Source organism: Rhodococcus sp. NPDC006774, from assembly GCF_040636045.1.
GTDB lineage: Bacteria > Actinomycetota > Actinomycetes > Mycobacteriales > Mycobacteriaceae > Rhodococcoides.
In genome coordinates this window covers 408,767-435,466 of sequence record NZ_JBEYIW010000001.1, presented here as the reverse complement: position 1 = coordinate 435,466, position 26,700 = coordinate 408,767, and the positions used below count along the sequence as shown (strand labels likewise).

The 26,700-nt window shown below is 64.5% G+C and carries 29 protein-coding genes and 1 riboswitch; of the genes, 18 read left to right on the top strand and 11 right to left on the bottom strand.

Annotated elements, in window-relative coordinates:
* The first annotated feature begins 119 nt into the window (after positions 1–119).
* The 3 genes from ABZ677_RS02215 to ABZ677_RS02205 all read left to right on the top strand — a co-directional run bounded on the left by ABZ677_RS02215 (position 120) and on the right by ABZ677_RS02205 (position 2,677).
* On the top strand, positions 120–536 hold the full coding sequence (locus ABZ677_RS02215) for a DUF3151 domain-containing protein (RefSeq protein ID WP_032397398.1): 417 nt from the start codon (positions 120–122) through the stop codon (positions 534–536).
* Between the two features lie 37 nt (positions 537–573).
* On the top strand, positions 574–1,668 hold the full coding sequence (locus ABZ677_RS02210; RefSeq protein WP_032380739.1) for an FUSC family protein: 1,095 nt from the start codon (positions 574–576) through the stop codon (positions 1,666–1,668).
* Between the two features lie 79 nt (positions 1,669–1,747).
* Positions 1,748–2,677 (top strand): cation diffusion facilitator family transporter, encoded by a 930-nt coding sequence (locus ABZ677_RS02205; RefSeq protein WP_037190455.1) that lies wholly within the window; start codon positions 1,748–1,750, stop codon positions 2,675–2,677.
* On the opposite strand, the gene ABZ677_RS02200 is transcribed toward ABZ677_RS02205, so the two are convergent.
* From ABZ677_RS02200 to ABZ677_RS02190, 3 genes are all read right to left on the bottom strand, one after another.
* Positions 2,667–3,134, bottom strand: coding sequence for a pyridoxamine 5'-phosphate oxidase family protein (locus tag ABZ677_RS02200; RefSeq protein WP_358366371.1), 468 nt, complete (start codon positions 3,132–3,134; stop codon positions 2,667–2,669). The genes ABZ677_RS02205 and ABZ677_RS02200 overlap by 11 nt on opposite strands.
* 117 nt (positions 3,135–3,251) lie before the next feature.
* Complete coding sequence (locus ABZ677_RS02195) at positions 3,252–4,025, bottom strand: site-2 protease family protein (RefSeq protein ID WP_358366370.1); 774 nt, start codon at positions 4,023–4,025, stop codon at positions 3,252–3,254.
* 16 nt (positions 4,026–4,041) lie between these two features.
* Positions 4,042–4,707, bottom strand: coding sequence for a hypothetical protein (locus ABZ677_RS02190; protein ID WP_358366369.1), 666 nt, complete (start codon positions 4,705–4,707; stop codon positions 4,042–4,044).
* Positions 4,708–4,909: 202 nt separating this feature from the next.
* On the opposite strand from ABZ677_RS02190, the gene ABZ677_RS02185 reads away from it, so the two are divergent.
* The 3 genes from ABZ677_RS02185 to ABZ677_RS02175 all read left to right on the top strand — a co-directional run bounded on the left by ABZ677_RS02185 (position 4,910) and on the right by ABZ677_RS02175 (position 7,062).
* A complete protein-coding gene (locus tag ABZ677_RS02185; protein ID WP_358366368.1) occupies positions 4,910–6,199 on the top strand; it encodes an adenylosuccinate synthase in 1,290 nt (429 codons plus the stop codon).
* 184 nt (positions 6,200–6,383) lie between these two features.
* Positions 6,384–6,533 carry a hypothetical protein gene (locus ABZ677_RS02180; protein WP_358366367.1) on the top strand — a complete coding sequence of 50 codons (150 nt, stop codon included), beginning with the start codon at positions 6,384–6,386 and terminating at the stop codon, positions 6,531–6,533.
* 88 nt (positions 6,534–6,621) lie between these two features.
* The gene (locus ABZ677_RS02175; RefSeq protein ID WP_037190445.1) at positions 6,622–7,062 is read left to right on the top strand and encodes an LGFP repeat protein; all 441 of its coding nucleotides are present in this window, start codon (positions 6,622–6,624) and stop codon (positions 7,060–7,062) included.
* A 67-nt stretch (positions 7,063–7,129) separates the two neighbouring features.
* Here ABZ677_RS02175 and ABZ677_RS02170 read toward each other — a convergent pair whose 3' ends face one another.
* Positions 7,130–7,654 (bottom strand): methylated-DNA--[protein]-cysteine S-methyltransferase, encoded by a 525-nt coding sequence (locus ABZ677_RS02170; RefSeq protein ID WP_094741176.1) that lies wholly within the window; start codon positions 7,652–7,654, stop codon positions 7,130–7,132.
* A 91-nt stretch (positions 7,655–7,745) separates the two neighbouring features.
* On the opposite strand from ABZ677_RS02170, the gene ABZ677_RS02165 reads away from it, so the two are divergent.
* Positions 7,746–9,227, top strand: a complete 1,482-nt coding sequence (locus tag ABZ677_RS02165) for a PLP-dependent aminotransferase family protein (RefSeq protein WP_037190444.1) — start codon at positions 7,746–7,748, stop codon at positions 9,225–9,227.
* Between the two features lie 81 nt (positions 9,228–9,308).
* Here ABZ677_RS02165 and ABZ677_RS02160 read toward each other — a convergent pair whose 3' ends face one another.
* Positions 9,309–10,385: a CaiB/BaiF CoA-transferase family protein gene (locus ABZ677_RS02160; RefSeq protein WP_358366366.1), complete on the bottom strand. Its 1,077-nt coding sequence runs from the start codon at positions 10,383–10,385 to the stop codon at positions 9,309–9,311.
* 95 nt (positions 10,386–10,480) lie between these two features.
* On the opposite strand from ABZ677_RS02160, the gene purT reads away from it, so the two are divergent.
* Together purT and ABZ677_RS02150 are read left to right on the top strand one after the other, a co-directional pair.
* Complete coding sequence (purT, locus tag ABZ677_RS02155; RefSeq protein WP_358366365.1) at positions 10,481–11,677, top strand: formate-dependent phosphoribosylglycinamide formyltransferase; 1,197 nt, start codon at positions 10,481–10,483, stop codon at positions 11,675–11,677.
* A 24-nt stretch (positions 11,678–11,701) separates the two neighbouring features.
* Positions 11,702–12,184, top strand: a complete 483-nt coding sequence (locus tag ABZ677_RS02150) for a DUF456 domain-containing protein (RefSeq protein WP_094632591.1) — start codon at positions 11,702–11,704, stop codon at positions 12,182–12,184.
* Here ABZ677_RS02150 and ABZ677_RS02145 read toward each other — a convergent pair.
* The gene (locus tag ABZ677_RS02145; protein ID WP_176460781.1) at positions 12,181–12,915 is read right to left on the bottom strand and encodes an amidohydrolase family protein; all 735 of its coding nucleotides are present in this window, start codon (positions 12,913–12,915) and stop codon (positions 12,181–12,183) included. The genes ABZ677_RS02150 and ABZ677_RS02145 overlap by 4 nt on opposite strands.
* A 67-nt stretch (positions 12,916–12,982) precedes the next feature.
* Between ABZ677_RS02145 and ABZ677_RS02140 the strand changes: the two genes are divergently transcribed.
* On the top strand, positions 12,983–13,852 hold the full coding sequence (locus tag ABZ677_RS02140; protein WP_358366364.1) for an SMP-30/gluconolactonase/LRE family protein: 870 nt from the start codon (positions 12,983–12,985) through the stop codon (positions 13,850–13,852).
* Positions 13,853–13,914: 62 nt separating this feature from the next.
* Here ABZ677_RS02140 and ABZ677_RS02135 read toward each other — a convergent pair whose 3' ends face one another.
* Entirely contained in the window at positions 13,915–15,300 is a 1,386-nt protein-coding gene (locus tag ABZ677_RS02135; RefSeq protein ID WP_094632594.1) for an FAD-dependent oxidoreductase, read from the bottom strand.
* 295 nt (positions 15,301–15,595) lie between these two features.
* Between ABZ677_RS02135 and ABZ677_RS02130 the strand changes: the two genes are divergently transcribed.
* From ABZ677_RS02130 to ABZ677_RS02115, 4 genes are read left to right on the top strand one after another with little or no spacing between them, the layout of a single operon-like run.
* A complete protein-coding gene (locus tag ABZ677_RS02130) occupies positions 15,596–16,456 on the top strand; it encodes a TauD/TfdA family dioxygenase (RefSeq protein ID WP_094741047.1) in 861 nt (286 codons plus the stop codon).
* A 34-nt stretch (positions 16,457–16,490) separates the two neighbouring features.
* Positions 16,491–17,018, top strand: coding sequence for a hypothetical protein (locus ABZ677_RS02125; protein ID WP_358366363.1), 528 nt, complete (start codon positions 16,491–16,493; stop codon positions 17,016–17,018).
* Between the two features lie 45 nt (positions 17,019–17,063).
* On the top strand, positions 17,064–17,477 hold the full coding sequence (locus ABZ677_RS02120) for a rhodanese-like domain-containing protein (protein WP_358366362.1): 414 nt from the start codon (positions 17,064–17,066) through the stop codon (positions 17,475–17,477).
* On the top strand, positions 17,474–18,697 hold the full coding sequence (locus ABZ677_RS02115; RefSeq protein ID WP_358366361.1) for an O-succinylhomoserine sulfhydrylase: 1,224 nt from the start codon (positions 17,474–17,476) through the stop codon (positions 18,695–18,697). The genes ABZ677_RS02120 and ABZ677_RS02115 overlap by 4 nt, the downstream gene beginning before the upstream one ends.
* A gap of 5 nt (positions 18,698–18,702) precedes the next feature.
* Here the strand turns inward: ABZ677_RS02115 and ABZ677_RS02110 are convergent, their stop codons facing one another.
* From ABZ677_RS02110 to ABZ677_RS02095, 4 genes are all read right to left on the bottom strand, one after another.
* Positions 18,703–19,644 carry a TauD/TfdA family dioxygenase gene (locus tag ABZ677_RS02110; RefSeq protein ID WP_032401552.1) on the bottom strand — a complete coding sequence of 314 codons (942 nt, stop codon included), beginning with the start codon at positions 19,642–19,644 and terminating at the stop codon, positions 18,703–18,705.
* A gap of 152 nt (positions 19,645–19,796) precedes the next feature.
* Positions 19,797–20,870: an isochorismate synthase gene (locus tag ABZ677_RS02105; RefSeq protein ID WP_358366360.1), complete on the bottom strand. Its 1,074-nt coding sequence runs from the start codon at positions 20,868–20,870 to the stop codon at positions 19,797–19,799.
* The gene (locus tag ABZ677_RS02100; protein WP_358366528.1) at positions 20,870–21,628 is read right to left on the bottom strand and encodes an HAD-IIA family hydrolase; all 759 of its coding nucleotides are present in this window, start codon (positions 21,626–21,628) and stop codon (positions 20,870–20,872) included. The genes ABZ677_RS02105 and ABZ677_RS02100 overlap by 1 nt, the downstream gene beginning before the upstream one ends.
* Before the next feature lie 87 nt (positions 21,629–21,715).
* On the bottom strand, positions 21,716–22,012 hold the full coding sequence (locus ABZ677_RS02095; protein WP_358366526.1) for a WhiB family transcriptional regulator: 297 nt from the start codon (positions 22,010–22,012) through the stop codon (positions 21,716–21,718).
* A 246-nt stretch (positions 22,013–22,258) separates the two neighbouring features.
* Between ABZ677_RS02095 and ABZ677_RS02090 the strand changes: the two genes are divergently transcribed.
* The 4 genes from ABZ677_RS02090 (at position 22,259) to ABZ677_RS02075 (ending at position 26,694) form a co-directional block, all read left to right on the top strand.
* Positions 22,259–23,614 (top strand): LLM class flavin-dependent oxidoreductase, encoded by a 1,356-nt coding sequence (locus ABZ677_RS02090; protein ID WP_358366359.1) that lies wholly within the window; start codon positions 22,259–22,261, stop codon positions 23,612–23,614.
* A gap of 103 nt (positions 23,615–23,717) precedes the next feature.
* Positions 23,718–23,811, top strand: a riboswitch (SAM riboswitch).
* A gap of 186 nt (positions 23,812–23,997) precedes the next feature.
* Entirely contained in the window at positions 23,998–24,894 is an 897-nt protein-coding gene (locus ABZ677_RS02085) for an amino acid ABC transporter permease (RefSeq protein WP_358366524.1), read from the top strand.
* Positions 24,891–25,682 carry an amino acid ABC transporter ATP-binding protein gene (locus tag ABZ677_RS02080; RefSeq protein ID WP_358366358.1) on the top strand — a complete coding sequence of 264 codons (792 nt, stop codon included), beginning with the start codon at positions 24,891–24,893 and terminating at the stop codon, positions 25,680–25,682. Before ABZ677_RS02085 ends, ABZ677_RS02080 begins: the two co-directional genes overlap by 4 nt.
* A gap of 34 nt (positions 25,683–25,716) precedes the next feature.
* Complete coding sequence (locus ABZ677_RS02075; RefSeq protein ID WP_037190423.1) at positions 25,717–26,694, top strand: ABC transporter substrate-binding protein; 978 nt, start codon at positions 25,717–25,719, stop codon at positions 26,692–26,694.
* Positions 26,695–26,700 lie beyond the last annotated feature (6 nt).

Below are 26,700 nucleotides of genomic sequence, written 5' to 3'. Positions count from 1 at the left end.
AAGAGCGGTCTGTCTCGAATTTCGTCAGCTGGCAGCCTATCGACCGTCTCCGCAGCTCGACGCGAGCGATGCGGGGGTGTTCGGACACGATTCGGTGACGTAGGGGCACAATGAGCGCCATGACTTCTTTCGGTGACCTGCTCGGACCCCAACCCACACTGTTGCCCGGAGACGACGAGGCCGAATCCGCACTGCTGAACCACGAAGCGCCCGAGACCGTCGCGGCGGCGCATCCGACGGCGTCCATCGCCTGGGCCTACCTGGCCGAGGCCGCGCTCGAGTCGGGTGCCACCATCACGGCCTACGCCTACGCTCGTACCGGTTATCACCGAGGTCTGGATCAGTTGCGTCGTAACGGATGGAAGGGATTCGGGCCGGTCCCGTACAGCCATGAGCCCAACCGAGGATTCCTCCGATGCGTCGCAGTCCTTGCCAAAGCGGCCCGCGACATCAACGAGCACGACGAGTACGCCCGCTGCCTCGACCTCCTCGAAGACTGTGACCCCAAGGCCGCAGAAGCGCTCGGCCTGGGCTGATCGGGCCCGCGCGAGCCGGGCGCGAGGTCGGACCCGGCTGAAGTCGGGCAGCGCTCGGCTGAAGTTGTCGTTGCTGCCGATCATTCAGTGCGCGTTGGCGGCAGGCGTGGCGTGGTTCGTCGCGACCGACATCGTCGGTCACGAGAGCCCGTTTTTCGCACCGATCGCCGCCGTCGTGTCGCTGGGCGTCTCGCTCGGTGCTCGCCTGCGTCGATCGGCCGAGCTCGTCGTCGGCGTGACGGTGGGCATCGGCATCGGCGATCTGTTGATCTCGCTGATCGGCAGTGGTCCGTGGCAGATCGCGTTGGTGGTCGTGTTGGCGATGTCGGCTGCGGTGTTCCTCGACGGTGGTCCGATCATCGCGATGCAGGCCGGATCGTCCGCGGTGCTGGTGGCGACCCTGATCCCGCCGGGCAACATGGGTGGCCCCAACCGCATGGTCGACGCGTTGGTCGGTGGTCTGGTGGGCATCGCGATCGTTGCGTTGATCCCGACGCATCCGGTGTGGCGCGCCCGTAAGGATGCGGCGAACGTCCTGGCCACGGCTGCGAGTGTGTTGCAGAAGGTGGCCGACGGTTTGGTGGCGAACGATCCCAAACCGATCGAGGAGGCGTTGCGTAAGGCGCGTGCGACGCAGTCGGGTATCGACGCTCTGCGTACCGATCTCAAGGGCGGCCGGGAAATTGCCCGGATCTCGCCGATGTACTGGAATCACCGCAATCGTCTGGCGGCGCTCGCGGCCACGGCCGACCCCATCGACAATGCCGTCCGCAATATCCGGGTGCTCGCGCGACGGTCGCTGACGCTGGTGCGCGACGACGAGATCCTCGATCCGCGGGTCGTCGACGAGGTGGAGAAGTTGGCGCATGCGGTGGAGGTGTTGCGGCAGATGATCCTCGCCGATCCGGGGCAGAAGCCGGACGCGGCGGAAGCGGCGCGAGTGTTGCGGTCGGTTGCGGCCGGTGCCAAGCCGGAGTTGATCTCGAACGCCGGCCTGTCGGCGACGGTGGTGTTGGCGCAGTTGCGGTCGATCATCGTCGATTTGCTGCAGGTCGCCGGGCTCAAGCGCATTTCCGCCTTGGCGACGCTTCCGCCGACGGTGAAGCATCCGCACGTCCCGCCGGAGTTGTGACCCGAGCGCACCATTGCATATATGCGTATGTACGCATATGGTGGCTTCCGGAAGTCGACATCGGTCACCAGGGGGAGTCATGGGCGCGGGTCACGGGCACAGTCACGGAGTGGGCGGTCACTCGTCCGCAGGTGCGGGGCCGCCCAGGTCTCGCGTCCGCAAGATGGTCGTCGCGCTGGTCATCCTGGTGGTGTTTCTCGTCGTCGAGGCGACCGTGGCCTTGGCGATCGGCTCGCTCGGCCTGCTCGCCGACGCCGGTCACATGCTCACCGATGTGCTCGGCATGTCGATGGGTCTGATCGCGTTGATGCTCGCTCGCAAGGGAAGTGCCGCAGCAGCACGGACATTCGGCTGGCATCGGGCAGAGGTGTTGACGGCCATCGCGAATGCCGTCCTGCTGCTCGGTGTTGCGGCGTTCATCATGTACGAGGCAGTCTCTCGCATCGGTGATGCACCTGAAATCCCTGGCGTACCACTGATTCTCACCGCATCGGCCGGACTCGCGGCCAATATCGTCGTCATGCTGCTCATTCGCGGCGACGCCAAGGATTCCCTGGCCGTCCGCGGCGCGTACATGGAGGTCCTGGCCGATGCGGTCGGCAGTGTCGGCGTGCTCGTGGCAGGCGTGCTGATGCTCGTGTTCGGGTGGACCTGGGCGGACATCGTCGTCGGCGTCCTGATCTCCCTGTGGGTGATCCCGCGCGCGATCAAGCTCGCCGCCTCGGCCCTGCGCATTCTCACCCAGGCCAGTCCCGGACACGTCGACGTCGACGCATTGACCGGAGACCTGAACGCACTACCGGGCGTGACGGGAGTTCACGACCTGCACGTGTGGACACTGACCACCGGAATGGATGTCGCGACGGTGCATCTCGAATGCGAGGGCTCGTCGTCGATGGTGCTCGACCGAGCCCGATCGTTACTGTCCACCTACGGCCTCGACCATGCCACGGTGCAGGTCGAACCCGCCGCGCACGGCCGAACCTGCAAGGAAGAGCTCACCTGGTGACGGTGCGCACGTCGGAGCCGGGACGCCACACGTCGATCTGCATGTGATCGTCCACCAGTGAGGTCAGTACGACCTCGGTGATATCGAGATCGAACACGTGGTACGGCACCAGCTCGCCCGGTGATGCGTCGAATATCGGTTGCAGCACAGCAGGATCGGTGATTTCGACGGCACGTCCGCCGATCTTCGCGTCCCCACCCTCCATCGAGTGGTGACCCGGATTGCTGTGCAGCGCGAACCGTCCGTCGCGCTGCAGGTCTCGTGCTTTGACGGCACCGAGCATCGAGCCGAGCCGCAGCACCCCGGTGTCCACGAACTCCACCTCGGTTCCGCTCACGCGCGGTGAGCCGTCCGCCCGGAGCGTCGCAAGAACATGGTGCTTGTGGGCGGTGAATCGAGCCCGCACCGCCGACGCGAGTGTCGGGGCCGCTGCCGAGAATTCGTTCCACGTCGTCATGCGCACATTATGCGATCCGGCACCGACAGTGTTGGGAAAGAATGCACGGAACCTGCCCGAACAGACGGAATCCCGCCGACTGAGCTCGGTATCGTGCAGTCTTTCCCGCTGGACCTGTCACAGCCAGAATCGCATCAGGTAGTTGCCGTTGCCGGCGAAGAACTCGGGAACACCGGACAGCCCGAACAGGGTGTAGATCGCCCCGAAGAACGCGGAGTTGACGGCGGGCACGAACAGCAACGCGACGAGAACGAGGAGTCCGTAGCCCTTGAACTGGTCCAGCGATGCACGGGTGGCGGGCGAGAGCGAGGGCTCGAGTGCGGCATATCCGTCGAGGCCGGGTACCGGAATCAAATTCAGGATCGTGGCCATGATCTGCAGGAAGGCCAGGAAGCTGAGTCCGTACCAGAAGGCCTGATGGGTGCCGTCGGTGCCGAACACGCGAACGACGATCAGGAGTGCCACGGCGACAACGGCATTGGCGAACGGTCCCGCGAGGGCGATGCGCCGTTGCGTCCCCGCCGAGAACTGGCCGGTCCGCAGGTACACGGCACCGCCCGGAAGTCCGATTCCGCCGATCGCGATGAACACCACCGGCAAGACGATCGAGAGCAACGGGTGGGTGTACTTCAAGGGGTTGAGTGTCAGGTAGCCGCGGAGTTCGACTTCCCGGTCGCCGGCCCGAAAAGCGGTGTACGCGTGTCCGAACTCGTGCAGGCACACCGAGGCGATCCACCCGGCGAGAACCAGCACGAACACCCCGAGGCGCGCGGCGGTGGAGGTGACGTCCTCGGCCGTCCACGCGAGCGCGCCGCCTCCTCCGGCGACGGCGAGAACGGCCACGAACACCGGGCTCGGCAGAACGGGCCTGCGCCGTAGCGGAACGGTCATCGGATCTGTGGAACGGTCATCGAACCAGCAACCACTCCTGATGGTGACGATAGAACGTCGACCTCTTCACGGTTCTGTCGCCGGGGATGCCGTCGCGCATCAGGTCTGCGGCGGGGGAACCGAGCTGCATCGCGCGTCCGCTCACCCAGCGGCGAGGCAGGAATCGTCGACGGCTCATCACTCGCGCACGCAGTCCGGGCAACTCCGGAGTGGGTGCCACCTCGACGCCGGGTACGACTCCGGAGAACAACCGAGTGTCGTCGACGTATGCCTCGCCCTCGAGTTCCGCACCGCCGGCACCGCCGAGCAGCGCCCGACCGACGACGGCCTTGCCCGCGTCGTCGCGAATGAGGGGAGTGCTCGACGCTTTTCCTGTCAGTGCGACCTTGGCCGCACGGGATCCGGTCCCGAGTTTGTAGATGTGGGCGGCAGCGGTCGCGGTATCCGGTACGAACGCGACTTCGACGTGCAGACGGTCGGTGCGCATCAGCCTGGTGAGAACGGCGGCCAGCGAGGCGTCGTCGCCCAGCACGATGATGCGTGGTGCGGGGGCGGATTCGATGTCGGCGAACAGCGCGCTGCAGTCGTCGTCGGTCGGAACGGCATCGGCGTTGCGCAGTGGGACGTCGGTCAGCGTGATCGGCAACGGCGGGTTTCCGCAGTGCAGAACGAACGGTGTCACGGCGCTCCTAGATCTTGGGTGAACCCTCGAACGACCATAGTGCCTTCGTTTCGGCTCCACCGTAGCGGCATGCGGGCCAGCTCACCGCCTCGGCTAGACTGTTCCCCCGGCCACTGTCGCGCCTGCGACAAATGGTGACGGCTGCGTTCGATCGAGCAATATCTGCAGCACGTCCTCGCACGAAAGCAACGTAGGAGAGCACATGCCGGCGATAGTCCTGATCGGCGCCCAGTGGGGCGACGAGGGCAAAGGCAAAGCCACCGACCTATTCGGCGAACGCCTTCAGTGGGTCGTTCGCTACCAGGGCGGCAACAACGCCGGCCACACCGTGGTTCTTCCGAACGGCGACAAGTTCGCGCTGCACCTCATCCCGTCGGGAATTCTCACGCCCGGCGTGAAGAATGTCATCGGCAACGGCGTCGTCGTCGACCCGGGTGTGTTGCTCACCGAGCTCGACGGCCTCGAGAAGCGTGACGTCGACACCACGAACCTGCTGCTCAGCGCCGATGCGCACCTGATCATGCCGTACCACGTGGCCATCGACAAGGTGACCGAACGCTTCCTCGGTGCCAAGAAGATCGGGACCACCGGCCGTGGCATCGGGCCCTGCTATCAGGACAAGCTCGCTCGCGTCGGCGTCCGCGCTGCCGATGTGCTCGACGAGAAGATCCTGACCCAAAAGGTCGAGGCTGCACTGGAATTCAAGAACCAGGTGCTCTCGAAGATCTACAACCGGCGGGCTCTGGATTCTCAGCAGGTCGTCGATGAGGTGCTCGAGCAGGCCGAGGGTTTCAAGCACCGCATCACCGACACCAGGCTGCAGCTCAACCTGGCACTCGAGCGTGGCGACACGATTCTGCTCGAGGGGTCGCAGGGCACCTTGCTCGACGTCGACCACGGCACGTACCCGTATGTCACGTCCTCGAACCCGACGGCGGGCGGCGCGTCGGTCGGTTCCGGTATCGGCCCCAACAAGATCGGGACCGTCCTCGGCATCCTGAAGGCCTACACGACGCGTGTCGGCTCGGGCCCGTTCCCGACGGAGCTGTTCGACAATCACGGTGAATACCTGGCCAAGCAAGGCGGCGAGGTGGGCGTCACCACCGGGCGTGCACGGCGAACCGGCTGGTTCGACGCTGTCATCGCGCGGTACGCCACCCGCGTCAACGGCATCACCGACTACTTCCTGACCAAGCTCGACGTGCTCTCCAGCCTGGACACGGTGCCCATCTGCGTTGCGTACGACGTCGACGGCGTCCGCCACGACGAGATGCCCATGACGCAGACCGGCTTCCATCACGCGAAGCCGATCTACGAGGAGATGTCCGGTTGGTGGGAAGACATCTCCGGTGCCCGCACGTTCGAGGAACTGCCCATCAACGCGCAGAACTACGTCCTGCGTCTCGAAGAGCTCTCGGGCGCGTACATGTCGTGCATCGGAGTCGGACCGGGCCGCGACGAAACCATCGTTCGGCGAGACATCCTGCGGTAGACGGTTCCGCGAAAATCGAAGCCCCGAGGCCCACGGCCTCGGGGCTTTTTCGTGCCCGGATCTGCCGTCGACAGTCGATTGTCCTGAATACGAGGAAGCGACGAGCAGGAAGTACCGCAATGCAGCACAGCGTCAGCTGTGATCGAGCGATCCCGCCACGTCGAGTGATGCATACGGCTACGGCGTGAACTGGTCGGCGGGGGATCAGCTGTGGTTGCTCGGGCCCGGTCAGCTCGTTCGTCTCGACAGCGCCGGCGGTTCGTGGTCGCGGTCGGTGATCGATCCGGCGGCCACCGATCGAATTCCGGCAGACATTCTCGCGCTCCTGAATTAGCTCTTTCACATATATGTCGAAATTGGAGGGCGCCGCTGGTCGTCGGCGTGGATAATTGCGACCAGGTTGGGCGACGAAAGGTCGAGCGATGACTGAAAATTACAACGGATTGGAAGTTTTCAGCTACCAATTCGATCGCTTCGCATACGAACATCCTTGGATCGGCGCTCAGGCCGGTGAATTCATGCTCGGTCCCGAGGGCGGGGGAATGCTCGAATTCACGCATGCCACCGTGTTCGCTCTTCCCGAAGGCGGCGCGCACGAAGTGCACGGTCCGATCCTCGACTGGTACCTCGGTCACGGGGGACCGTATGGCGCACTTGGGTATCCGATCAGCAACGAGCGCCCGACGCCCACCGGATCGGGTCGGTACAACCTCTTTCAACGCGGCGCTATCGGGTGGCTGCCGGATGTGGGTGCATTCACGATCGGCGGTCGTTCGGAGGAATCCGATGTGAGCCCAGGACCGGAAGCTGTATTGGTGTCGGCGGTCGATGCTCCTATCGCGCCTCTCGGCATATCTGCCTGAAATCCGGACCCACTCCCTGTTTCGGGAGGTTTATTCTGACGAGCAGTTTCGATCAATTGTGCTCAATTCAGAACAAAGTCGGCTCGTCGAATCCCGGGACTCCCTCGATACCGAGTATTTTTTGTTTGGTATTCGTACCACCCGGTGCCGAGAAGCCGCCGACTTCCGTGCCTGCGCCGAGCACTCGATGGCACGGAACGATGATCGGCACGGGGTTACGTCCAAGCGCCCCGCCTACGGCCTGGGCCGCACCGGGGTGGCCGAGTCTGCGGGCGATGTCGCCGTACGTGAGAGTCGAGCCCCGGGGAATCCCGCTACACACGGTGTAGACCGAGGCATCGAACTCCGAGACGTCCAGGACCAGGGGAATTGTGCTCATGTCGACAGTCCGTCCGTCGAGCATGGCGACGATTCGCTCGGTCGCGTCGGCCGCGAGCGCGTCGAGAGGCCCCCTCGTCGCACCGAAGCCGCCCAGGTAGTCCAACATCGCCTCGGCCGACGGCTCGGGCAGGGCGACGGCGACCACTCCGTCGTCGGTCCACGCGATGCCGCACAGGCCGATGGCGGTGTCGAAGACAGTGCTGGTCGGCATCGGTCCAGTATCCACCTGACCCCAGTCGGCAGTCCAGTGGAAGGCGCAATGGACTTGAAAGTTGAAGACCAGTCGGCGAATACTGGTGAGCATGGCTTCGAGAGTCCTCAATGCAACGTCACTGGCCCGCGATCTCGGCAGCTGGCGCGGCGACGCGTCCTCGGATGGATCCGGTAGGCGCAAGGCGTCGCGTCCTACGTATCGCGCGTTGGCAGATGGCGTCCGACTGCTGATTCACGACGGCCGCATTCCGCTCGGTGTCGGGCTGCCCAGTGAGCGCGATCTGTCGGCGGCTCTCGATCTCAGTCGTACCACCATCACGTCCTCGTACTCGGTGCTACGAGACGAGGGCTATCTGATCAGCAAGCAGGGATCGCGCAGCACCGTTGCCCTCCCTGCTGCACCCACCCCCAACGGAATGTTGATTCAGTCGACATCGCCCTCGGGTCCGGTCGTGGACATGTCTCACGCAGCGATGGCAGCGGCGGACGGCACCATGACTGCGGCGTACGAGTCTGCGCTGCAGGCACTTCCGACGTATCTACCGACGCACGGTATGGAGCCCATCGGTCTGGCGGTGCTGCGGGAGGCCATCGCGCAACGCTTCGTCGAGCGTGGCCTGCCGACGACCGCCGATCAGATCATGGTGACTTCCGGTGCGCAGCAGGCAGTTCGGCTACTGCTGGGCACGCTGACCTCGCCCGGTGACCGGGTGCTGATCGATCACCCCACCTACCCCAACGCACTCGAAGCCATCAGGCGGGTGGGTGCCCGGCCGGTGCCGGTGCCGGTGCGTCCGGCCGACGGCGACTGGGATCTCGACGGGATCCGCAGCGCTGCACGGCAAACGGCCGCCAAGGTCGCGTATCTGATTCCGGACTTCCATAACCCCACCGGGCAGGTGCTGGGTGCCGAGGGCCGGGCCGAGCTCGCACGCATCACCCGCGACACCCGGATGACGCTCATCGTCGACGAAACCATGGTGGACCTGTGGCTCGACGCCCCTCCGCCACCGCCGGTCGCGTCGTTCGGGCGGGTCTCGGGGTCCGACATCGTCACGATCGGCTCGGCATCCAAGTCGTTCTGGGGCGGCCTGCGCATCGGATGGATCAGGGCGCATCCGTCGCTGGTCTCGCAGCTGGCAGGCTCGCGGGCAGCGCACGACCTCGGCACCTCGATCATGGATCAGCTGGCGTCGTCGTTCCTGCTGCAGGACGCGGAACCGGCGCTCGAGCTCCGTCGATCGCAGCTACGTGAGCGTCGTGAGGTGCTCGAAGACGCTCTGGCAGAACATCTTCCGGACTGGCGCTACCGCCGCTCCGAGGGCGGCATGTCGCTGTGGTTGCAGCTGCCTGCACCGGTGTCGAGTGCGCTGGCCGCCACTGCGCCTGCATTCGGGGCGGTGCTGGCGGCAGGCCCGCGATTCGGCGTCGAGGGTGCGTTCGAGCGCTACCTCAGGTTGCCGTACACCCGGGAGCCGCAAGAGCTTCGGGCCGCGGTGATGGCCACGGCTGCGGCGTATCGCGCCCTCGCCCCCAGCGCCGAATCGGAACAGCCGGCCCTGGTGTTCTGAGCGGCTGTGTTCTGACCGCGAACTCGAAGTTACGGACGGAAATCAGCCGAGAAGCGTCCACAGCTTCGAGTTCGGCACACGTCAGCTCCAGACCGACGCGATGTCGGTTGCCGTGGCGGGCGGTGGCGTCGGGACTCCGTTCTCGGTGCGGGAGAACCGCGGTGCCGGGCGGTGCTGGGTGACTCCACCGATGTCGATGAGGGAGTCGCGATCCTTCATGTGCGGGTGGTTCGGGGCTTCGGCAAAGGTGAGGACCGGCGATACGCAGGCGTCGGTGCCGTCGAAGATCGTGGCCCATTCGTCGCGGGTCTTGGACAGGAATGTCGCGGTGAACTTCTCGCGCAGCTCGGGCCAGCGCGACTTGTCCATCTGCGGCGGCAGGTCCGCATCGGCGAGGCCCAATCCGGTGAGCAGCTGAGCGTAGAACTGGGGCTCGAGCGAGCCGACGGCCATGTACTGGCCGTCGGAGGTCTCGTAGGTGTCGTAGAAGGGCGCGCCGGTGTCGAGCAGGTTGGTGCCGCGGTCGTCGCTCCAGGCTCCGACGCCACGCCAGGACCAGATCATGTGAGAGAGCGCGGCGGTGCCGTCGACCATGGCCGCGTCGACCACCTGGCCCTGCCCGGAGCTCTGGCGCTCGTAGAGCGCCGCCATGATGCCGAAGACGAGGAACATCGAGCCGCCGCCGAAATCGCCGACCATGTTCAGGGGCGGCACGGGCCGCTCGCCCTCGCGGCCGATGGCGTTCAGGACGCCGGTGACGGAGATGTAGTTGATGTCGTGGCCTGCGGTCTGCGCCCATGGACCTTCCTGGCCCCAGCCGGTCATGCGGCCGTAGACGAGGCGTGGATTGCGGGCGAGGGCGTCGTCGGGTCCGAGGCCGAGGCGTTCGGTGACGCCGGGGCGGAACCCTTCGATCAGCACGTCGGCGCGCTCGATCAGGCCGAGGACCTTCTCGATGTCGGCCGGATCCTTGAGGTTCGCCTCGACGATGGTGCGGCTGCGCAGCTGGTGGTCGTGGGGGGAGATCTGCCCGGCGCGCTGGACGCGTACGACGTCTGCGCCGAGGTCGGCCAGCAGCAGTGCGGCGTGTGGGCCGGGCCCGATTCCTGCGAGTTCGACTACTCGGAGCCCTGCGAGTGGTCCACCAGTGTTCGACACGTTATTTGCCTCGTTCCGACTCGTCAGCTGCGAATGTGAATGGAGACTAACTTGTACTAGGTCGTCCAACCGATCGGGGTGTGGATAATAGGGCTGTGACTGCCCCAGATCCCGTCCGTATCGGTACTCCGCTCACTCCCGGGGCCACCCGGGTGATGCTGCTCGGCTCGGGTGAGCTGGGCAAAGAGGTGATCATCGCGTTCCAGCGCCTCGGCGTCGAGGTGATCGCCGTCGATCGCTACGACAACGCCCCTGGCCATCAGGTGGCCCATCACGCGTTCACGATCGACATGAGCAACCCCGAAGAACTACTGGCGCTGATCGATTCGCAGCAGCCGGATTATGTGGTGCCGGAGATCGAGGCCATCGCGACCGATGCCCTGGCCGAGGTCGAAGCGCGGGGTCGGAGTGTGGTGATCCCGACGGCTCGTGCGACGCAGTTGACCATGAACCGCGAGGGCATCAGGCGTCTCGCGGCCGAGGAGCTCGGGCTGCCGACGTCACCGTACGCGTTCGCCGATTCACTCGAAGACGTGCGAGAAGCATTGTCCACCATCGGCTTTCCCGCGGTCATCAAGCCTGTCATGTCCTCGTCGGGCAAGGGACAGTCGGTCGTTCGCACCGAGGCCGATGTCGAAGCGGCGTGGGACTACGCACTGAAGGGTGGCCGCGTCGATCTCGGTCGCGTCATCGTCGAGGGATTCGTCGATTTCGATTACGAGATAACGCTTCTCACCGTCCGGGCGTCCGACGGAACGTCGTTCTGCGAGCCGATCGGGCACCTGCAGGAATCCGGCGACTACATCGAATCCTGGCAACCACAGCCGATGTCCGACGCGGCCCTCGCCGGTGCGCGCGACGTTGCCGAGCGGATCACGACGGCACTCGGTGGGCGCGGGTTGTTCGGCGTCGAACTGTTCGTGCAGGGCGACAACGTCTACTTCTCCGAGGTCAGTCCTCGGCCGCACGATACGGGTCTGGTGACGATACGGACGCAACGGTTCTCGGAGTTCGAGCTGCATGCCCGCGCCGTTCTGGGTCTGCCGATCGACACGACGCTGCTCTCGCCCGGTGCGTCGGCGGTGATCTACGGCGGCGTCGATGCGGACGGCATCCACTTCGACGGTGTCGCCGATGCGCTGGCCGTCCCCGAGACCGATCTTCGTCTGTTCGGCAAGCCGACGAGTTTCGTCCGGCGCCGGATGGGCGTTGCAGTGTCCACCGCGTCGGACATCGAGACAGCGCGGAGCCGGGCACGCGAGGCAGCAGGCAAGGTTCGTCCTGTCGTCTGACCCGACACAGGGCACACTGAGCTCATGAGCGCGCTCGGAGAAGTCCTGGTCGGCCTGGTGATTCTGGTCGGCCTCGTCGGTATCGTCGTCCCGATTCTGCCGGGCACCATCTTGATCTTCGCGGCCGTCGCAGTCTGGGCGTGGGTCACCGGCGGAGCCGCCGCGTGGACGGTCTTCGCGATCGCGACGGTGCTGCTGGTGATCAGTGGCGTCGTGAAGTACACCTGGCCCGGGCGGCGCATGCGGGAGGCAGGCGTGCCGACGCGATCGCTGATGATCGGCGGACTGCTCGGCATCGTCGGATTCTTCGTCATCCCCGTCGTCGGACTGTTCATCGGCTTCATCGCCGGCGTCTATGTCGCCGAAGTGCCCAGGCATCGAAACCATTCCGAGGCATGGAGATCCACCGTGCACGCCACCAAGGCTGCCGGGTTGTCCATTCTGGTGGAGCTGTTCGGTGCCCTGCTCGCCTCGGCGGTGTGGCTCGGCGGAGCGCTACTCGTCTAAGGGACGCGATACCAAGCCCGGGCATTGCCGTCGAGCACCGCCGGGAGATCGCCGCCCACGGCGTGAGAAATGATGTCGATGTCGGTCTCCGAGAACGGACGAGGGGCACGGGTGCCCGGCAGATCGGTGCCGAACATCAACGCCGCCGGATTCACGCGATGAATCTGCTGCAGAGTGTCGATGATGTCGAGGTCCACCCGGCCGAATCCCGTTGCCTTGACGCGCACTCCGCGATCGACGAGATCGAGCAGATACGGCAGGCCCTGCGTCGAGAGGCCCAGGTGGTCGATGCTCACGGCGGGCAGTTTCGCGAGGATCGGCTCGAGCGAGAGCAGCAGGGACGCATCGACGTACAGCTCGGCGTGCCAGCCCACCAGTTCGTGGACACGACGCGCCTGGGTGGTGAGCATCTGCAGATCCGTCTCGCCGCGTTTGAGATTGAACCGCATACCGCGCACGCCCGCGTCGTTCAGCGCGACGATGTCCTCGTCGGAACAGTCGGGATCGATCTGGGTGACGCCCACCCAGCCGCGCCCCAGGGTCTCCAACGCAGCGAGCAGGAAACTCTGATCGAAGCCCTGGAACGATCCCGTCACCACCGCGCCGCCGGTGATACCGAGCCCGTCGACGTCGTAGAGGTAGTTCGAGACGGTGTACGGATCGGGCAGGAAACCGTGGTTCTCGATGAGCGGAAACTTCGGGTCGATGATGTGTAGGTGGGCGTCGAACACGGTCCCCAGCATGCCAGCTCACGCATTCGGCGTCGCGGCCACCGCTCGTGGTGTTTGAATTCGAAACATGAAACCGGAGACCACAGTCGTTCTCGATGGATACACCTACTTCGAATGTCCGAGATGGCACGAGGGGAGGATCTGGGTATCGGACTTCTACTCCCATCGCGTCGTGTCCGCCCTCGAGGACGGCTCCGACGTACGAGTCGAAGCCGAGGTGCCCAATCAACCGTCGGGCCTGGGCTGGTTGCCCGACGGGCGGCTGCTGATCGTGTCGATGCGCGACTACAAGCTGCTACTGCGTGAGCACGACGGCTCGCTGACCGTGCACGCAGATCTGTCGACGTACGTGAAGGCGAACCTCAACGACATGCTCGTCGATGCGCAGGGCCGCGCGTACATCGGAAACTTCGGCTTCGATCTGATGAACTTCGCGCCCGTCGAGACGGCCGACCTGATTCGCGTCGACCCGGACGGTTCCGCGCACGTCGTCGCGTCGGATCTGTACTTCCCCAACGGGATGGCGTTCACGGCTTCGGGCCAACTGCTGGTGGACGAAACGGTCGGAAACCGGGTCAGTGCCTTCGACATCGCCGAGGACGGATCCCTGGGGAAGCGGCGTGACTGGGCGAAATTCGGCGAACTGCCGACGTCGACGGACATGGCTACGGCCATCGGCGAGGTGAAGGTTGCCGCTGACGGATGCTGCATCGACACCGACGGCACGATGTGGATCGCCGACGCGCTGGGGCAGCGAGTGCTGCACGTGGCGCCGGGCGGGGAGATTCTTCAGCAGCTCGATTTCGATCTCGGGGTCTTCGCCTGCGGACTCGGCGGATCCGACGGCCGAACGCTGTTCGTCTGCGCTGCACCTGATTTCAACGAGCATCAGCGCAAAATCGAAACCGAAGGAAAACTGCTGGCAGTGCGGGTGTAGAGCGCTTCGCGCAGTGGTGTGGTCATGTGCCGGAGGCGCAACCACACCACTGCCGCAGGCACTCAGGCCTTGTCGGGCTCGGAAGCCTTCAGCATGTCCTCACGCTCGACGACCTTGACGCGCTCGCGGCCCTCGGGCTCACCGAGTGAACGCTCGTGCGCGTCGAGGCGGTACCAACCGTCCCACGTGGTGAAGGGAACCTGCTTGCCTTCGAGGAACGAGGTGACGGCATCCAGATCCGGCTCGGCCGCACCGACGAAGCTCGGCGCATCCTCGAGCAGGTTCGCGACCGTCTCGTTGGCGTCGCCCTTCGTGTGACCGATGAGGCCGACGGGTCCGCGTTTGATCCAGCCCGTGACGTAGGTGGCGGGAACAGGCGTGGTCGAGTGCGGGGACTCGACGACGCGTCCGGCCTCGTTGGGGATGGTGCCTGCCTGCTCGTCGAAGGGGAGCTGGCTGATGTTCTGGCTGAGGTAGCCCACGGCGCGGTAGACGGCCTGGACGTCCCAGTCGTTGTACTTGCCGGTGCCCTTGACGTTGCCGGTGCCGTCGAGCTCGGTGCGCTCGGTGCGCAGACCGACGACCTTGCCGTCCGCGCCGAGTACCTCGTGCGGGGACTCGAAGAAGTGCAGGAACAGCTTGTGCGGGCGAGCGCCGACGTCACGGATGGCCCAGTCCTGCAGGGTGTTGGCGACCATGTCGATCTGCTTGGAGCTGCGGCGGGCCTGCTCGGAGCCCTCGTCGTAGTCGATGTCCTCGGGAGAGACGATGACCTCGATATTGGGGGAGTGGTCGAGTTCGCGAAGCTCCAGCGGAGTGAACTTGGCCTGAGCCGGTCCACGACGGCCGAAGACGTGCACCTCGATCGCCTTGTTGGCCTTGAGGCCCTCGTAGACGTTGGCCGGGATCTCGGTGGGGAGCAGTTCGTCACCGGTCTTGGCGAGGACGCGTGCGACGTCGAGAGCGACGTTGCCGACGCCCAGGACGGCGACCTTCTCCGCCTCCAGAGGCCAGGTGCGCGGGACGTCCGGGTGGCCGTCGTACCAGGAGACGAAGTCGGCGGCGCCGTAGCTGCCCTCGAGGTCGATTCCGGGGATGTTCAGGGCGCGGTCCGCGTTGGCTCCGGTGGAGAAGATGACGGCGTCGTAGAAGCGGCGCAAGTCGTCCAACGTGATGTCGGTGCCGTAGTCGATGTTGCCGAGCAGGCGTACCTGGGGCTTGTCGAGCACCTTGTGCAGGGCGGTGATGATGCCCTTGATGCGCGGATGATCGGGGGCCACGCCGTAGCGGATCAGCCCGAACGGCGCGGGCATGCGCTCGAAGAGGTCGATGCTGACGCCCGGTCCGCTGACATTGTGGTCGGACTTCATGAGCGCGTCGGCGGCGTAGATGCCTGCCGGTCCGGCACCGACGATGGCGACGCGGAGTGGACGAGTCTGATCGGTCATGTGCAGCGAGCTACCTTCTTCGAGGGAAGTGCGGACACCCCAGCATAAATTAAGGACAACCTGAGCTGGGGCAGAGGGCAACTTGCCGTATTTCCCGGTTTCCGGTAGGAATTGCTCTGTGCAGACGACATACCTGGTCCGACGGTTCACCGTCGACTTCTGTCGTACCTGCACCAACATGTGTTGTCGGTGACAAGACCCGACGCCCTTCCCCTCCTTCAGCAGGACGGGACCCCTCTCTCGACGGCAGCGTTGCCGAAGATCAGCGCCCGGCCGTGCACAGATTCGAGGACACATGACCACTCTGGAACAGACCTCCACGCTCACTGTCGACAAGCTCGGCCCATCGTTCGGTGCCGAGGTCATCGGCCTCGACGTCGCCTCGGCGTCCGACGCGCAGATCCACGCCGTTCGCCGGGCCCTCGTCGAACACAAGGTTCTGGTGCTGCGCGGGCAGACGCTCGACGACGCGGCACACGTCGAATTCGGCCGTCGTCTCGGTGACCTCACCGCTGGTCACCCGGTACACGACAGCGGCCACGTCGCCCCCGAGGTCTACGCGCTCGACAGCCAGGACAACGGATTCGCCGACGTCTGGCACACCGACGTCACGTTCATGGAACGCCCGCCGATGGGCTCGATCCTGCGTCCCGTCGTCCTGCCCCCGCACGGCGGTGACACCAACTGGGCCGACAGTCAGCTCGCCTACGAGTCACTGTCCGCGCCGGTCCGCCGAATGATCGACGGACTCACGGCGATCCACGACGGCAACCGCGAATTCGGTTACTACCTCGCGCAGAAGCGCGGCGGAAAAGGCAACGTGTGGGACGGCAAGGAAGTGACCGCGCTGGTCCCCGTCGAACATCCCGTCGTCCGGGTCCATCCGGAAACCGGCCGCAAGGGGTTGTTCGTCAATCCGGGTTTCACCTCCCACATCGTGGGGGTGTCGGAAGCCGAGAGCCGCGGAATCCTGGACCTGCTGTACGCGCACCTGACCAAACCCGAACACATCGTGCGGCACCGCTGGCGGCTGGGCGACCTGGTGCTGTGGGACAACCGCAGCACCTCCCACTACGCCAACCGCGACTACGGCACCGAGCACCGCAAGATGCACCGCATCACGTTGCGAGGAGACATTCCCGTCGGACCCCGATAGTGCCGGGCCCGTCGGATCGAGGAAGATTGGCCGCATGGCGTCGTGGAGTGAACGTAGGCAGCAGTGGGTCGACAGTCGTGAGGAAGCGCGCAACAACGCGTCGCAAGCGGCCGCAGACTCCGGTGAGCAGCGTCCGCCCAATGCGTGGCCGTTCATCATCGCCGTGGGCATCGTCGTCGTTCTGCTCGTCGGCATCTTCGCAGCTTCGAAGTTCGCCCCCGCGGAGGACAACGTGACGCAGGCCCAGTTGCTCACCGACAGCCTCGACGGATTCCTCGAAGCGCAGAACACCGGCGACGCGGACCTGCTGCGCCAGAACACCTGTTTCGATCAGGTCGAGCGCCTGATTCCCGGTGACGATGCGCAGTACCGAACCGATCGAGCAGGCGAGGTCGAGCGCAACGGCGAGACGTCCATCGACGGTGTGCCGTCCGAGTACCAGGTGAACGGCGACCGCGGAATGGTCACGGTGCCACTGAAGGAAGAGAAATCCGGAGTGCAGACCGACGACGTGTGGAAGTTCGTTCGCGTGGACGACAAGTGGCTGGTGTGCAATGTCTGATCTTGGTATGTGTGACGTAACGGCAAGCGACGGAAGGCTGATTCAGTGACCTACGCAGGTGACATAACCCCGGAAGCTGCCTGGGAGTTGCTGCAGAGCAACCCCGAGGCGGTGCTCGTGGATGTTCGGACGCGTGCCGAGTGGCAGTACGTCGGAGTTCCCGACACCTCCGGTATCGAACGCCCGACACACCTGATCGAGTGGGTCAGCTTCCCCAACGGTGCCCGGAACACCAACTTCGTCGACGACCTGAAAGCCGCAGGCGTGGACGGAGATCGGCCCGTGGTGTTCCTGTGCCGCTCCGGTCAGCGATCCATCGGTGCTGCCGAAGCCGCGACGGCTGCGGGAATCGGCCCGTCCTACAACGTGCTCGACGGCTTCGAAGGTGCCACCGACGCCGACGGCCATCGCGGAGCCACGGGTTGGCGTGCGGTCGGGTTGCCCTGGAGGCAGTCGTGACGAACATTCCCAAAGGCGGCGGATTCGACAAGCCCTTGCCCGAGGGTGTGGGTCAGGCAACGCTCGGGGTTCGCGGCGGTCTGATGCGATCGGGCTTCGACGAGAACGCCGAAGCGCTGTATCTCTCTTCGGGTTTCGTGTACGAGAGTGCCGGCGCGGCCGAGCAGGCCTTCACCGGCGACATCGATCACTTCGTGTACTCGCGGTACGGCAACCCGACAGTGAAGATGTTCGAGGAGCGACTGCGGTTGATCGAGGGTGCCGAGGCATGCTTCGGGACGTCCAGCGGCATGTCCGCGGTGTTCACCGCGCTCGGTGCGCTGCTGAAGGCCGGCGACCGATTGGTCGCTGCGCGTAGCCTTTTCGGGTCGTGCTTCGTGGTGTGCAACGAGATTCTGCCGCGCTGGGGCGTCGAGACCGTCTTCGTCGACGGCGAAGACCTCGAGCAGTGGGAGCAGGCGCTGTCGGTGCCGACGACGGCGGTGTTCTTCGAGACCCCGTCCAACCCGATGCAGTCGTTGGTCGATGTCAGGCACGTCTCCGAGCTGGCGCATGCTGCCGGCGCAACGGTGGTGTTGGACAACGTGTTCGCGACGCCACTGCTGCAGCGCAGCCTCGAACTCGGGGCCGACGTGGTCGTGTACTCGGGCACCAAACACATCGACGGCCAGGGCCGGGTACTCGGCGGGGCGATCCTGGGCTCGAAGGAATACATCGAAGGCCCGGTGCAGACTCTGATGCGGCACACCGGCCCTGCACTGAGCCCGTTCAACGCCTGGACCCTGCTCAAGGGGCTCGAGACGATGCCGGTGCGGGTGCGGCATTCGGTGAACTCCGCGCTGCAGATTGCCGAGTTCCTCGAAGCTCACCCTGCGGTGCGCTGGGTGAAATATCCTTTCCTGCAATCACATCCGCAGTACGAGCTGGCGAAGTCGCAGATGTCGGGCGGCGGAACCGTCGTGACCTTCGAGCTCGAAGCACCTGAGGGTGAAGGCAAGAAGCGCGCCTTCGAGGTGCTCGACGCGTTGCGTATCGTCGACATCTCCAACAATCTCGGCGACTCGAAGACACTGATCACCCATCCGGCCACCACCACGCACCGCGCGATGGGGCCGGAAGGTCGTGCGGCAGTGGGCATCACCGACGGCGTCGTGCGCATCTCGATCGGCCTCGAAGACACCGAGGACCTGATCGGAGACCTGGACCAGGCGCTGAAGTAGCTGGGTCAGAGTGACACCGGTACCGGCTTGTCGATGAGGGAGTAGTGCGCGGCATCGCCGGCGACCACTCGGCTCTTCTCTCCGTTGGGGTGTACCGGCACGTCGCCCGCCAGGGTGATGCGTTCGAGGCGGCGGTACTGATCGTCCCAATCTGCGACGGCGTAGTGCTGGGTGGCGCGGTTGTCCCAGATGGCGACGTCGCCGAGGCTCCATGTCCAGCGAACAGTGTTCTCCAGCTTGGTTACTCGATTCTGTAGGAGATCGAACAGCGTTTGCGACTCCTTGGTCGACAACCCGATGAAGTTCTTGACGAAGTGGCCCAGAACCAGGGTCTTCTCGCCGGTCTCGGGGTGTACTCGCACCACCGGATGCTCGGTCTCGAAGTAGGTGGACTGGAATTCCTTCCGGTACTCCTCGGTCTTCGAGTTCTGAATTTTCTCTGCCGCTGACGCCGCATAGTCGTAGGTGTTCGAGTGGGTGGCCCAGAGGTTGTCGACCAACGCCTTCAACGAATCCGGCAGCTGCGCGTAGGCGGCAGTTTGTGACGCCCACGTGGTGTTCCCGCCGTACTCCGGGAGGCTGACCGCACGCAGGATCGAGGCCTTCGGGATGCGGTCGACGAAGGTCACATCCGAGTGCCAGCTGTTGGCCTTGCCGTAATCGGAGTCGATGGCCAGCGTTCTGGTGCCGCGAGAGGTGACCGTGGGGTGCGGAGTGGTCGGCGATCCGAGTAACTCCGCGAACGCATACTGGCTTTCGTCGTCGAGGTGGTGCTGGCCGCTGAAGAAGATCACCTTGTGTTCGAGCAGAGCGCGCCGAACGAACTCGACGGTGTTCGCATCCAGGTGGCCACCGAGTCGTACTCCCTCGATGCGGGCACCGAGATTGCCGCCGATCTTGATCGCACGCAGAGCTGTGTCATTCTCGACAAGAGTGTCCACCGACATGTCGGTACCTTTCGCTGGTTGAAGAACTGCCCGAATTGCGCCGGTGCAGTGTGGAATTCAACAAGCTGACCATTGTCGATCGTCGATGTACACAGTTCGATTCACCGTGATCTCAACGCGACGGGCGATCGGTAGCGGTGTCCGGAGCGACGTCAGTGCTCGAAAACGCTGAGTACCGTGCGGAACTTGGCCGTGGTTTCGTTCAGTTCGGCGTCGGGGTCGGAATCTGCGACGATGCCGCCGCCCGCTGTGGCCGTTCCAGAAAGTCCGTCCGCAGCGAGTTCGATGCAGCGGATCGTGACCATCCACTCGCCGTCGCCGCTGCCGTCGGTCCACCCGACGGCTCCGGCGTAGAAGCCGCGGGAGCCCTCGACGTCTGCGATCGCAGCCATGGCCGCGGCTCGGGGTACGCCCGCGACGGCAGCGGTGGGATGTAGCGCCAGCGCGAGGTCGAGCGCCGAGGTCGCGGGATCGGCCAAGGTGCCGACGATGGGTGTCGACAGGTGCCACAGCTGCGGAGTGCTGCTGAGTTGAGGTGACTCGGGCACATCGAGCGTCTCGCAGTACGGCTCCAACGCAGCACGGATCTCGTCGACGACAAATCGGTGCTCGGCCTGATCCTTGGCGCTGGCCGCCAACGCCGCGGAGATGCGTGCTTCTTCGTCGGGATCGGTGGAACGCGCAGCCGTTCCGGCAAACGGATGGCAGGTGACGACGTTGCCGCGCTTGCGAACCAACAGTTCCGGGCTCGCGCCGACGATGTGCGTGCCGGTCTTACCTGCGGGCGACAGATCCGCCAGAAAGCCGTTGCCCACCGGATCTCGGGTGACCAGCGCGCTCAACACGGAGGCGGGATCGATCTGTGCATCTGCGGTCACTTCGATGGCCCGAGCGAGCACGATCTTCTCGGCCACACCGGCTTTCAGCTGCTCGACGACATCGCGCACTCGCTGCACATGGACGTCAGGATCGGGAATCTGGCGCGCGACGGTCACCGCCGGTAACGGCGGTTGAGCATCGACCGTCGACCAAGGCCCGTCGAGTCGGTAGAACTCCTCCGGCTCGATGAGGGCGGTGGCGTCGGACATGTCGAAAGGAATTGCGCCGACGACGTTTCGGCCCTCCCGCACCGCGGCCACCGCGTCGGCGACATCGGGAAAAGCGTGCCGGACGCCCAGTCCGACGACGTGGTGATCCTGCCGGGACAGGACGAATTCGAGTGTCATCAGAACGGGTTCTGAGTGCGGCCCACCAGGTCTGCGACGGAATCGAGGACCTTGGTCGGTCGGTACGGATACTGCTCGACGGACTGGACCGTCGAGATTCCGGTGAGAACCAGGATGGTCTGCAGTCCGGCTTCGAGACCGGAGAGCACGTCGGTGTCCATCCGGTCGCCGATCATCAGTGTGTTCTCGGAATGGCCGCCCATCGCACGCAGAGCCGACCGCATCATCAACGCGTTGGGCTTGCCCACGTAGTAGGGCTCTTTGCCGGTGGCCTTGGTGATGAGCGCGGCGACCGAACCGGTCGCCGGCAGCGAGCCTTCACGGGACGGGCCGGTGGCGTCGGGGTTGGTGGCGATGAAGCGCGAACCCTTCTCGACGAGACGAATGGCGGTGGTGATGGCCTCGAACGAGTACGTGCGGGTCTCGCCGAGCACCACGTAATCCGGGCTCGAGTCGGTGAGCGTGTAGCCGATGTCGTGCAGGGCGGTGGTCAGACCCGACTCGCCGACGACGTAGGCGCTACCGCCGGGCCGCTGATTGCCGAGGAACGTCGCGGTGGCGAGAGCGGAGGTCCAGATCGACTTCTCCGGAATGTCCAGACCGGTGAACGCCAAGCGGGCCCGCAGGTCACGTGGGGTACGAATCGAATTGTTCGTCAACACGATGAACGGAATCTCGTTGGCCTGCAGCTCGGCGAGGAACGTGTCGGCACCGGGAATCAAGTGATCCTCGTGGACCAGAACGCCGTCCATGTCCATCAGATACGTCCACTGCTGAGGCTTCTCGGTTTCGCTCACCCCTCCATTGTGAACTACCCGGTCGCGCCGCAGGCTTCACTCCTGCCACTAACTCGCGTGCCGTTCTTCGGCACGCCGCGCATTCGCGCGGTGCACCACTCGTTCCCGGACTGTCATCCCACCCCAGACGCCGAACGGTTCGTTGGCGGCCAGAGCGAATTTTCGGCACGCCTCGATGACCCCGCAGTCTGCACACACCTGCTTCGCACGGTCCTCGCGTGCACGGCGTGCGGAGCGGCCCTCGCCGGACGGGGAGAAAAATATCTCCGAGTCCTGCCCGCGGCACAGTGCGTCGACCTGCCAGTCCCAGGATTCGACGGCAGGGGAAATCCCGCGCTCGATCATGGCAATTGCGGTGTTCCTCGACGTGGCGGAGTTGTTCGGCATCGTAGCGACCCATTCCTTTCGTCGACGCTGTGCGAGACCCAGCTCGCACAGAACGATTCGCTACCGAAAAGGCTCGCCGCGTCGATGGCGCGACGCAATGGTTGAAATCAGGCTGATTCGAGGGGCTGTGCTCGGGTGCGCTGCTGACGTCTGCGGAATGTCGCAGCATCGCCGGGTCGTGAGTGTTCGTGGCATGGTGGCGGTATGATTCGGCCGCTCAGGTTCTCCGCATTCGTCATGAACACCACGTCACATATCGTGCACGGTGCGTGGCGCAAACCGGAGGCGGAGCAGGCCGATTTCTCCTCGCTGGAGCATTGGGTGTCGTTGGCGAAAGAGCTCGAGCGCGGCAAGTTCGATTTCATGTTTTTTGCCGATGTCGTGGGGCTGTACGACGACTATCGGGGTTCGTGGGAGAAGTTCGTCGAGTCCGGTTTACAGATTCCCAGCAACGATCCCACCGTGATCGCGTCGGCTATCGCTTATGCGACAGAGCATCTCGGGATCGCGTTGACGTCGTCGATTCTGCAGGAGCATCCGTTCAACTTCGCGCGGAAGATGTCCACGCTCGACCACGCGTCGGGCGGTCGCATCGCCTGGAACATCGTGACGAGTCTGTCACCCAACGCCTGGCGCAACTTCGGCTTCGGAGACATGGCTCTGCACGAGGATCGATATGCCTGGGCGGACGAGTACGTCGATGTCGTGTACAAGCTGTGGGAAGGATCATGGGACGACGGAGCGTTGTTGCAGGACAAAGCATCCGGTCGGCACGGCGATTTCTCGAAGGTGCACAAGATCGATCATGTCGGCGCGCGCTACAGCGTCGAGGGCCCGCATCTCGTGGCTCCGTCTCCGCAGCGGACGCCGTTGTTGTTCCAGGCCGGTTCATCTCCGACAGGCCGGCGCTTCGCGGCGCGCAACGCCGAGGCCCAGTTCATTGCTTCTCCGACACCCGAGTCCGCGCGCTCGTTGATCTCCGACACGCGCCGTCTGGTCGTCGAGGCAGGCAGGTCCGCCGAGGACCTCGAATTTTTCCAGGGTCTGTCGTTCGTCATCGGTAGTACCGAGAGTGAAGCTCGACGCAGAGAAGCGGAGTTGGACGAGTACGTCGACGACGAGGCGATGATCGCGCACGCTGCGGGTGGGATCGGCATAGATCTGGGCTCCTACGATCTGGACACCCCGATCGGTGAGGTGCAGGGGGAAGGCTCGCAAAGCACGTTGGCGTGGCTCCGCGAGGCAATCACCGACCGAGAACCCACCGTTCGCGATCTGGCGCACATGCGGACTCGGAGCGGCCGTGTGGTGGGAACGCCGGAATCCATCGCAGATCAGCTCGAGCAGTGGCGCGCCGTCGGGGTAGACGGGATCAACGTCATCAACTCGACGATCCCGGGCAGCTACCTGGAGTTCATCGAGCATCTGACGCCGGTTCTTCAGCAGCGCGGGCTTGCGCAACGCGAGTACGGACAGGGCACCGTCCGAGGCAAGCTCACCGGACGGGACAGGCTGCCGGCGTCACATCCGGCGGCCCGATACCGGGGTGCCTTCAGCTGACACGAGGCCCATCAGGCGGGTGGCAAGGGTTGAAATCATCGTGATTTCAACCCGAATCAACACGCGCACTTGACTTTTCAATCTGAAGTTCTATAGATTCCTGTCACCATCCAGAGCGACCGAGAGACCTTGGCTCGATGACGTCGCAGCAACCCCGCCCTCTGGCGTGTGGGTGCTACCGCCAGGACCGATGGAGGCACGCCTGATGAACACCTGTACTTGTACGCACGCTTGACCGATTCGCGTACCCACAGCACGAAATCTGCGAAAGGCAACACGGCGATGATCGCTGCCCATCCGACCCGGCGGTTCCGGTGACTCAACTACAGGCTCGACCATCGGCCTCGAACCCAGGTGACGATGCGCAGGTTCCCGACGAGCAGCTGGTGGTAGCCCGGAAGTGGCATCCGTGGCGTTGGGTGATCAGCATCGCCACCCTCGTAGTGGTCGCCCAATTCCTGCACGGCTTTGCCACCAACCCGGGGTGGGACTGGGGCACCTTCGCTCAGTACTTCACGGCGCAATCGGTTCTCTCGGCGTTGTGGCTCACCATCCAGCTCACCTTCTGGGGAACCCTGATCGGCTTCGCTCTCGGCATCGCGCTTGCGGTCGCCAGGCTGTCGAACAATCCCGTGCTGCAGGTGATCTCGTGGTTCTACATCTGGGCGTTCCGGTCCATTCCCCTGATCGTGCAGCTGCTGTTCTGGTTCAACATCGCGTACCTGTACCAGACCTTGTCGCTGGGCATTCCGTTCGGTCCCAGTTTTTTCGAGTTCGACGTCAACAATGTCATCAGCGGCTCGACCGCAGCGATCATCGGGCTCGCTCTGCATCAGGCTGCATACTCCGCTGAGATCGTCCGGGCCGGCATCATCTCCGTGGACCAGGGACAGCTGGAAGCGTCTGCAGCGCTTGGTCTTCCGAAAAGTCGAGAGTTCTTCAAGATCATTCTGCCGCAGGCGATGCGAGGCATTCTCCCCAACGCTGCCAACGAGGTGATCAGCCTGTTCAAGGGCACCTCGATCGTCTCCGTCATGGCCATCGCAGAGTTGTTCTACCAGGTTCAGGTCATCTACGGCCGAAGCGGCCGAGTGGTACCGCTGCTGATGGTGGCCACCGTCTGGTACATCATTCTCACTTCGATTCTGTCGGTGGTGCAGTACTACGTCGAGCGGCACTACGCCAAGGGAGCAGTGCGCAACATCGAGCTGACGCCGATCCAGAAGCTACGGAAGAAACTGGCCGAGATCACCCTGGCCCCGCGAGGAGCAACACGATGACGACGCTCGGCCCCACCACGTCCGCGACGACATATGCCGTCGAGGTACGCGGCGTACACAAGTCCTACGGTTCACTCGAAGTGCTCAAAGGCGTCGACCTGGTCGTCCGGCCCGGGGAGGTCACCGCAGTCATCGGCCCGTCCGGATCTGGTAAATCGACTCTGCTGCGCATCATCAACCACCTCGAGAAGGTCGATCAAGGGACTGTCCGGGTCGACGGCGATCTGGTCGGCTACAAACGCAAGGGTGCAAAGCTGCACGAGCTGAGCAACCGTGAGATTCTGCGCCAGCGTTCGCAGATCGGTTTCGTCTTCCAGAACTTCAACCTCTTCCCGCACCTGACTGTGCTCGAGAACGTCGTCGAGGCTCCGATCTCGGCGCAGAAGCGCAAGCGTGCGGACGTGGAGCCCGAGGCACTGGCGCTGCTCGAGCGGGTCGGCGTCGCCGCGAAAGCGCACGACTACCCGCGTCGGCTTTCCGGGGGCCAGCAGCAGCGAGTCGCCATCGCACGGGCACTGGCGCTGCGGCCCAAAGTAATTCTGTTCGACGAGCCCACCTCGGCGCTCGATCCTGAGCTCGTGGGCGAGGTGCTCGAAGTCATCCGCGGACTTGCGCGCGATGGTGCCACTCTGGTGATCGTCACGCACGAGGTGGGCTTCGCCCGCGAGATCGCCGACACCGTCGTATTCATGGATTCCGGCGTCGTCGTCGAACAGGGGACTCCTGCAACACTTCTCGATTCGCCGCAGCACGAGCGGACCAAAGCTTTCCTCTCCCACGTTCTGTAAACCACCTCACTTCAGCGAAAGACGGACAACACACATGTCGAAACCATCACGCAGGCTGACGGTCATGGCCGCAGCATTGGCCATTGTGGCGCTCACTGCGACCGCCTGCAGCGAACCCGCGGCCGAATCGCAGGTCGTCACCGAGGCGGGACAAAGCTTCGACCTTTCGCCCGAGCAGGCCGAGAGAGTCCGGGTCGACAAAGTCGACGAGATCGCCGCAAAAGTGCCCCAGGCCATTCGAGACCGAGGAACGCTGATCGTCACCGGCTCGGGCGGAACTGCGCCCCCACTGCGCTTCTACGCCACCGACGACACCACCATCGTCGGATCCGAGGTCGACTTCTCCTACCTCGTCGGCGACATTCTCGGGCTGGACGTCGATCTGCAAGTTGCCGACTGGTCGCAGAATTTCGTCAAGATCGATTCCGGCGAGAACGACGTGTTCATCTCCAACGTCACGGTCACCGAGGAGCGCAAAGACAAGTACGACTTCGCCACCTACCGGCTCGACAATCTTGCATTCGAGACCCAGAAGGACACCGACTGGAAGGTGGAGAAGCGTCAGGACATCGCCGGCAAGAAGATCGGCGTCGGCTCCGGCACCAACCAGGAGCAGCTGCTGGTGGACTGGAACGAGGCCAACGTGGCCGAAGGTCTCGAGCCGGCAGAGCTCGCCTACTACCAGAACACGTCCGATTACTACCTGGCGCTGGGATCGAAGCGAATCGACGGCTATCTCGGCCCGAACCCCTCTGCCGTCTACCACGCGGCAACCAGTGGGGAATCGAAAGTTGTCGGGACGTTCTCCGGGGCCGGAGATGCGTTGCAGGGTGAGATTGCGGTCTTGACCAAGAAGGACAACGGTCTCATCGAGGCCATCCGCGAGGCGCTCCAACATGCCATCGACGACGGCAGCTACCAGCGCGTCATCGATCGGTGGGGCCTGCAGTCCGAGGCTGTATCCGAGTCCGTCATCAACCCGCCCGGGCTTCCCCGCAAGCCTGCAGCGTAGTGGCCC

Coding starts and splice junctions, on each gene's coding strand:
- ABZ677_RS02185 (WP_358366368.1), top strand. CDS start 4,910: ATGCCGGCGATAGTCCTGATCGGCGCCCAGTGGGGCGACGAGGGCAAA.
- ABZ677_RS02090 (WP_358366359.1), top strand. CDS start 22,259: ATGATTCGGCCGCTCAGGTTCTCCGCATTCGTCATGAACACCACGTCA.
- ABZ677_RS02110 (WP_032401552.1), bottom strand. CDS start 19,644: ATGTCGGTGGACACTCTTGTCGAGAATGACACAGCTCTGCGTGCGATC.
- ABZ677_RS02200 (WP_358366371.1), bottom strand. CDS start 3,134: ATGACGACGTGGAACGAATTCTCGGCAGCGGCCCCGACACTCGCGTCG.
- ABZ677_RS02140 (WP_358366364.1), top strand. CDS start 12,983: ATGAAACCGGAGACCACAGTCGTTCTCGATGGATACACCTACTTCGAA.
- ABZ677_RS02215 (WP_032397398.1), top strand. CDS start 120: ATGACTTCTTTCGGTGACCTGCTCGGACCCCAACCCACACTGTTGCCC.
- ABZ677_RS02100 (WP_358366528.1), bottom strand. CDS start 21,628: ATGGACATGGACGGCGTTCTGGTCCACGAGGATCACTTGATTCCCGGT.
- ABZ677_RS02135 (WP_094632594.1), bottom strand. CDS start 15,300: ATGACCGATCAGACTCGTCCACTCCGCGTCGCCATCGTCGGTGCCGGA.
- ABZ677_RS02080 (WP_358366358.1), top strand. CDS start 24,891: ATGACGACGCTCGGCCCCACCACGTCCGCGACGACATATGCCGTCGAG.
- ABZ677_RS02125 (WP_358366363.1), top strand. CDS start 16,491: ATGGCGTCGTGGAGTGAACGTAGGCAGCAGTGGGTCGACAGTCGTGAG.
- ABZ677_RS02130 (WP_094741047.1), top strand. CDS start 15,596: ATGACCACTCTGGAACAGACCTCCACGCTCACTGTCGACAAGCTCGGC.
- ABZ677_RS02205 (WP_037190455.1), top strand. CDS start 1,748: ATGGGCGCGGGTCACGGGCACAGTCACGGAGTGGGCGGTCACTCGTCC.
- ABZ677_RS02105 (WP_358366360.1), bottom strand. CDS start 20,870: ATGACACTCGAATTCGTCCTGTCCCGGCAGGATCACCACGTCGTCGGA.
- ABZ677_RS02175 (WP_037190445.1), top strand. CDS start 6,622: ATGACTGAAAATTACAACGGATTGGAAGTTTTCAGCTACCAATTCGAT.
- ABZ677_RS02165 (WP_037190444.1), top strand. CDS start 7,746: ATGGCTTCGAGAGTCCTCAATGCAACGTCACTGGCCCGCGATCTCGGC.
- ABZ677_RS02170 (WP_094741176.1), bottom strand. CDS start 7,654: ATGCCGACCAGCACTGTCTTCGACACCGCCATCGGCCTGTGCGGCATC.
- ABZ677_RS02195 (WP_358366370.1), bottom strand. CDS start 4,025: ATGACCGTTCCGCTACGGCGCAGGCCCGTTCTGCCGAGCCCGGTGTTC.
- ABZ677_RS02095 (WP_358366526.1), bottom strand. CDS start 22,012: ATGATCGAGCGCGGGATTTCCCCTGCCGTCGAATCCTGGGACTGGCAG.
- ABZ677_RS02075 (WP_037190423.1), top strand. CDS start 25,717: ATGTCGAAACCATCACGCAGGCTGACGGTCATGGCCGCAGCATTGGCC.
- ABZ677_RS02150 (WP_094632591.1), top strand. CDS start 11,702: ATGAGCGCGCTCGGAGAAGTCCTGGTCGGCCTGGTGATTCTGGTCGGC.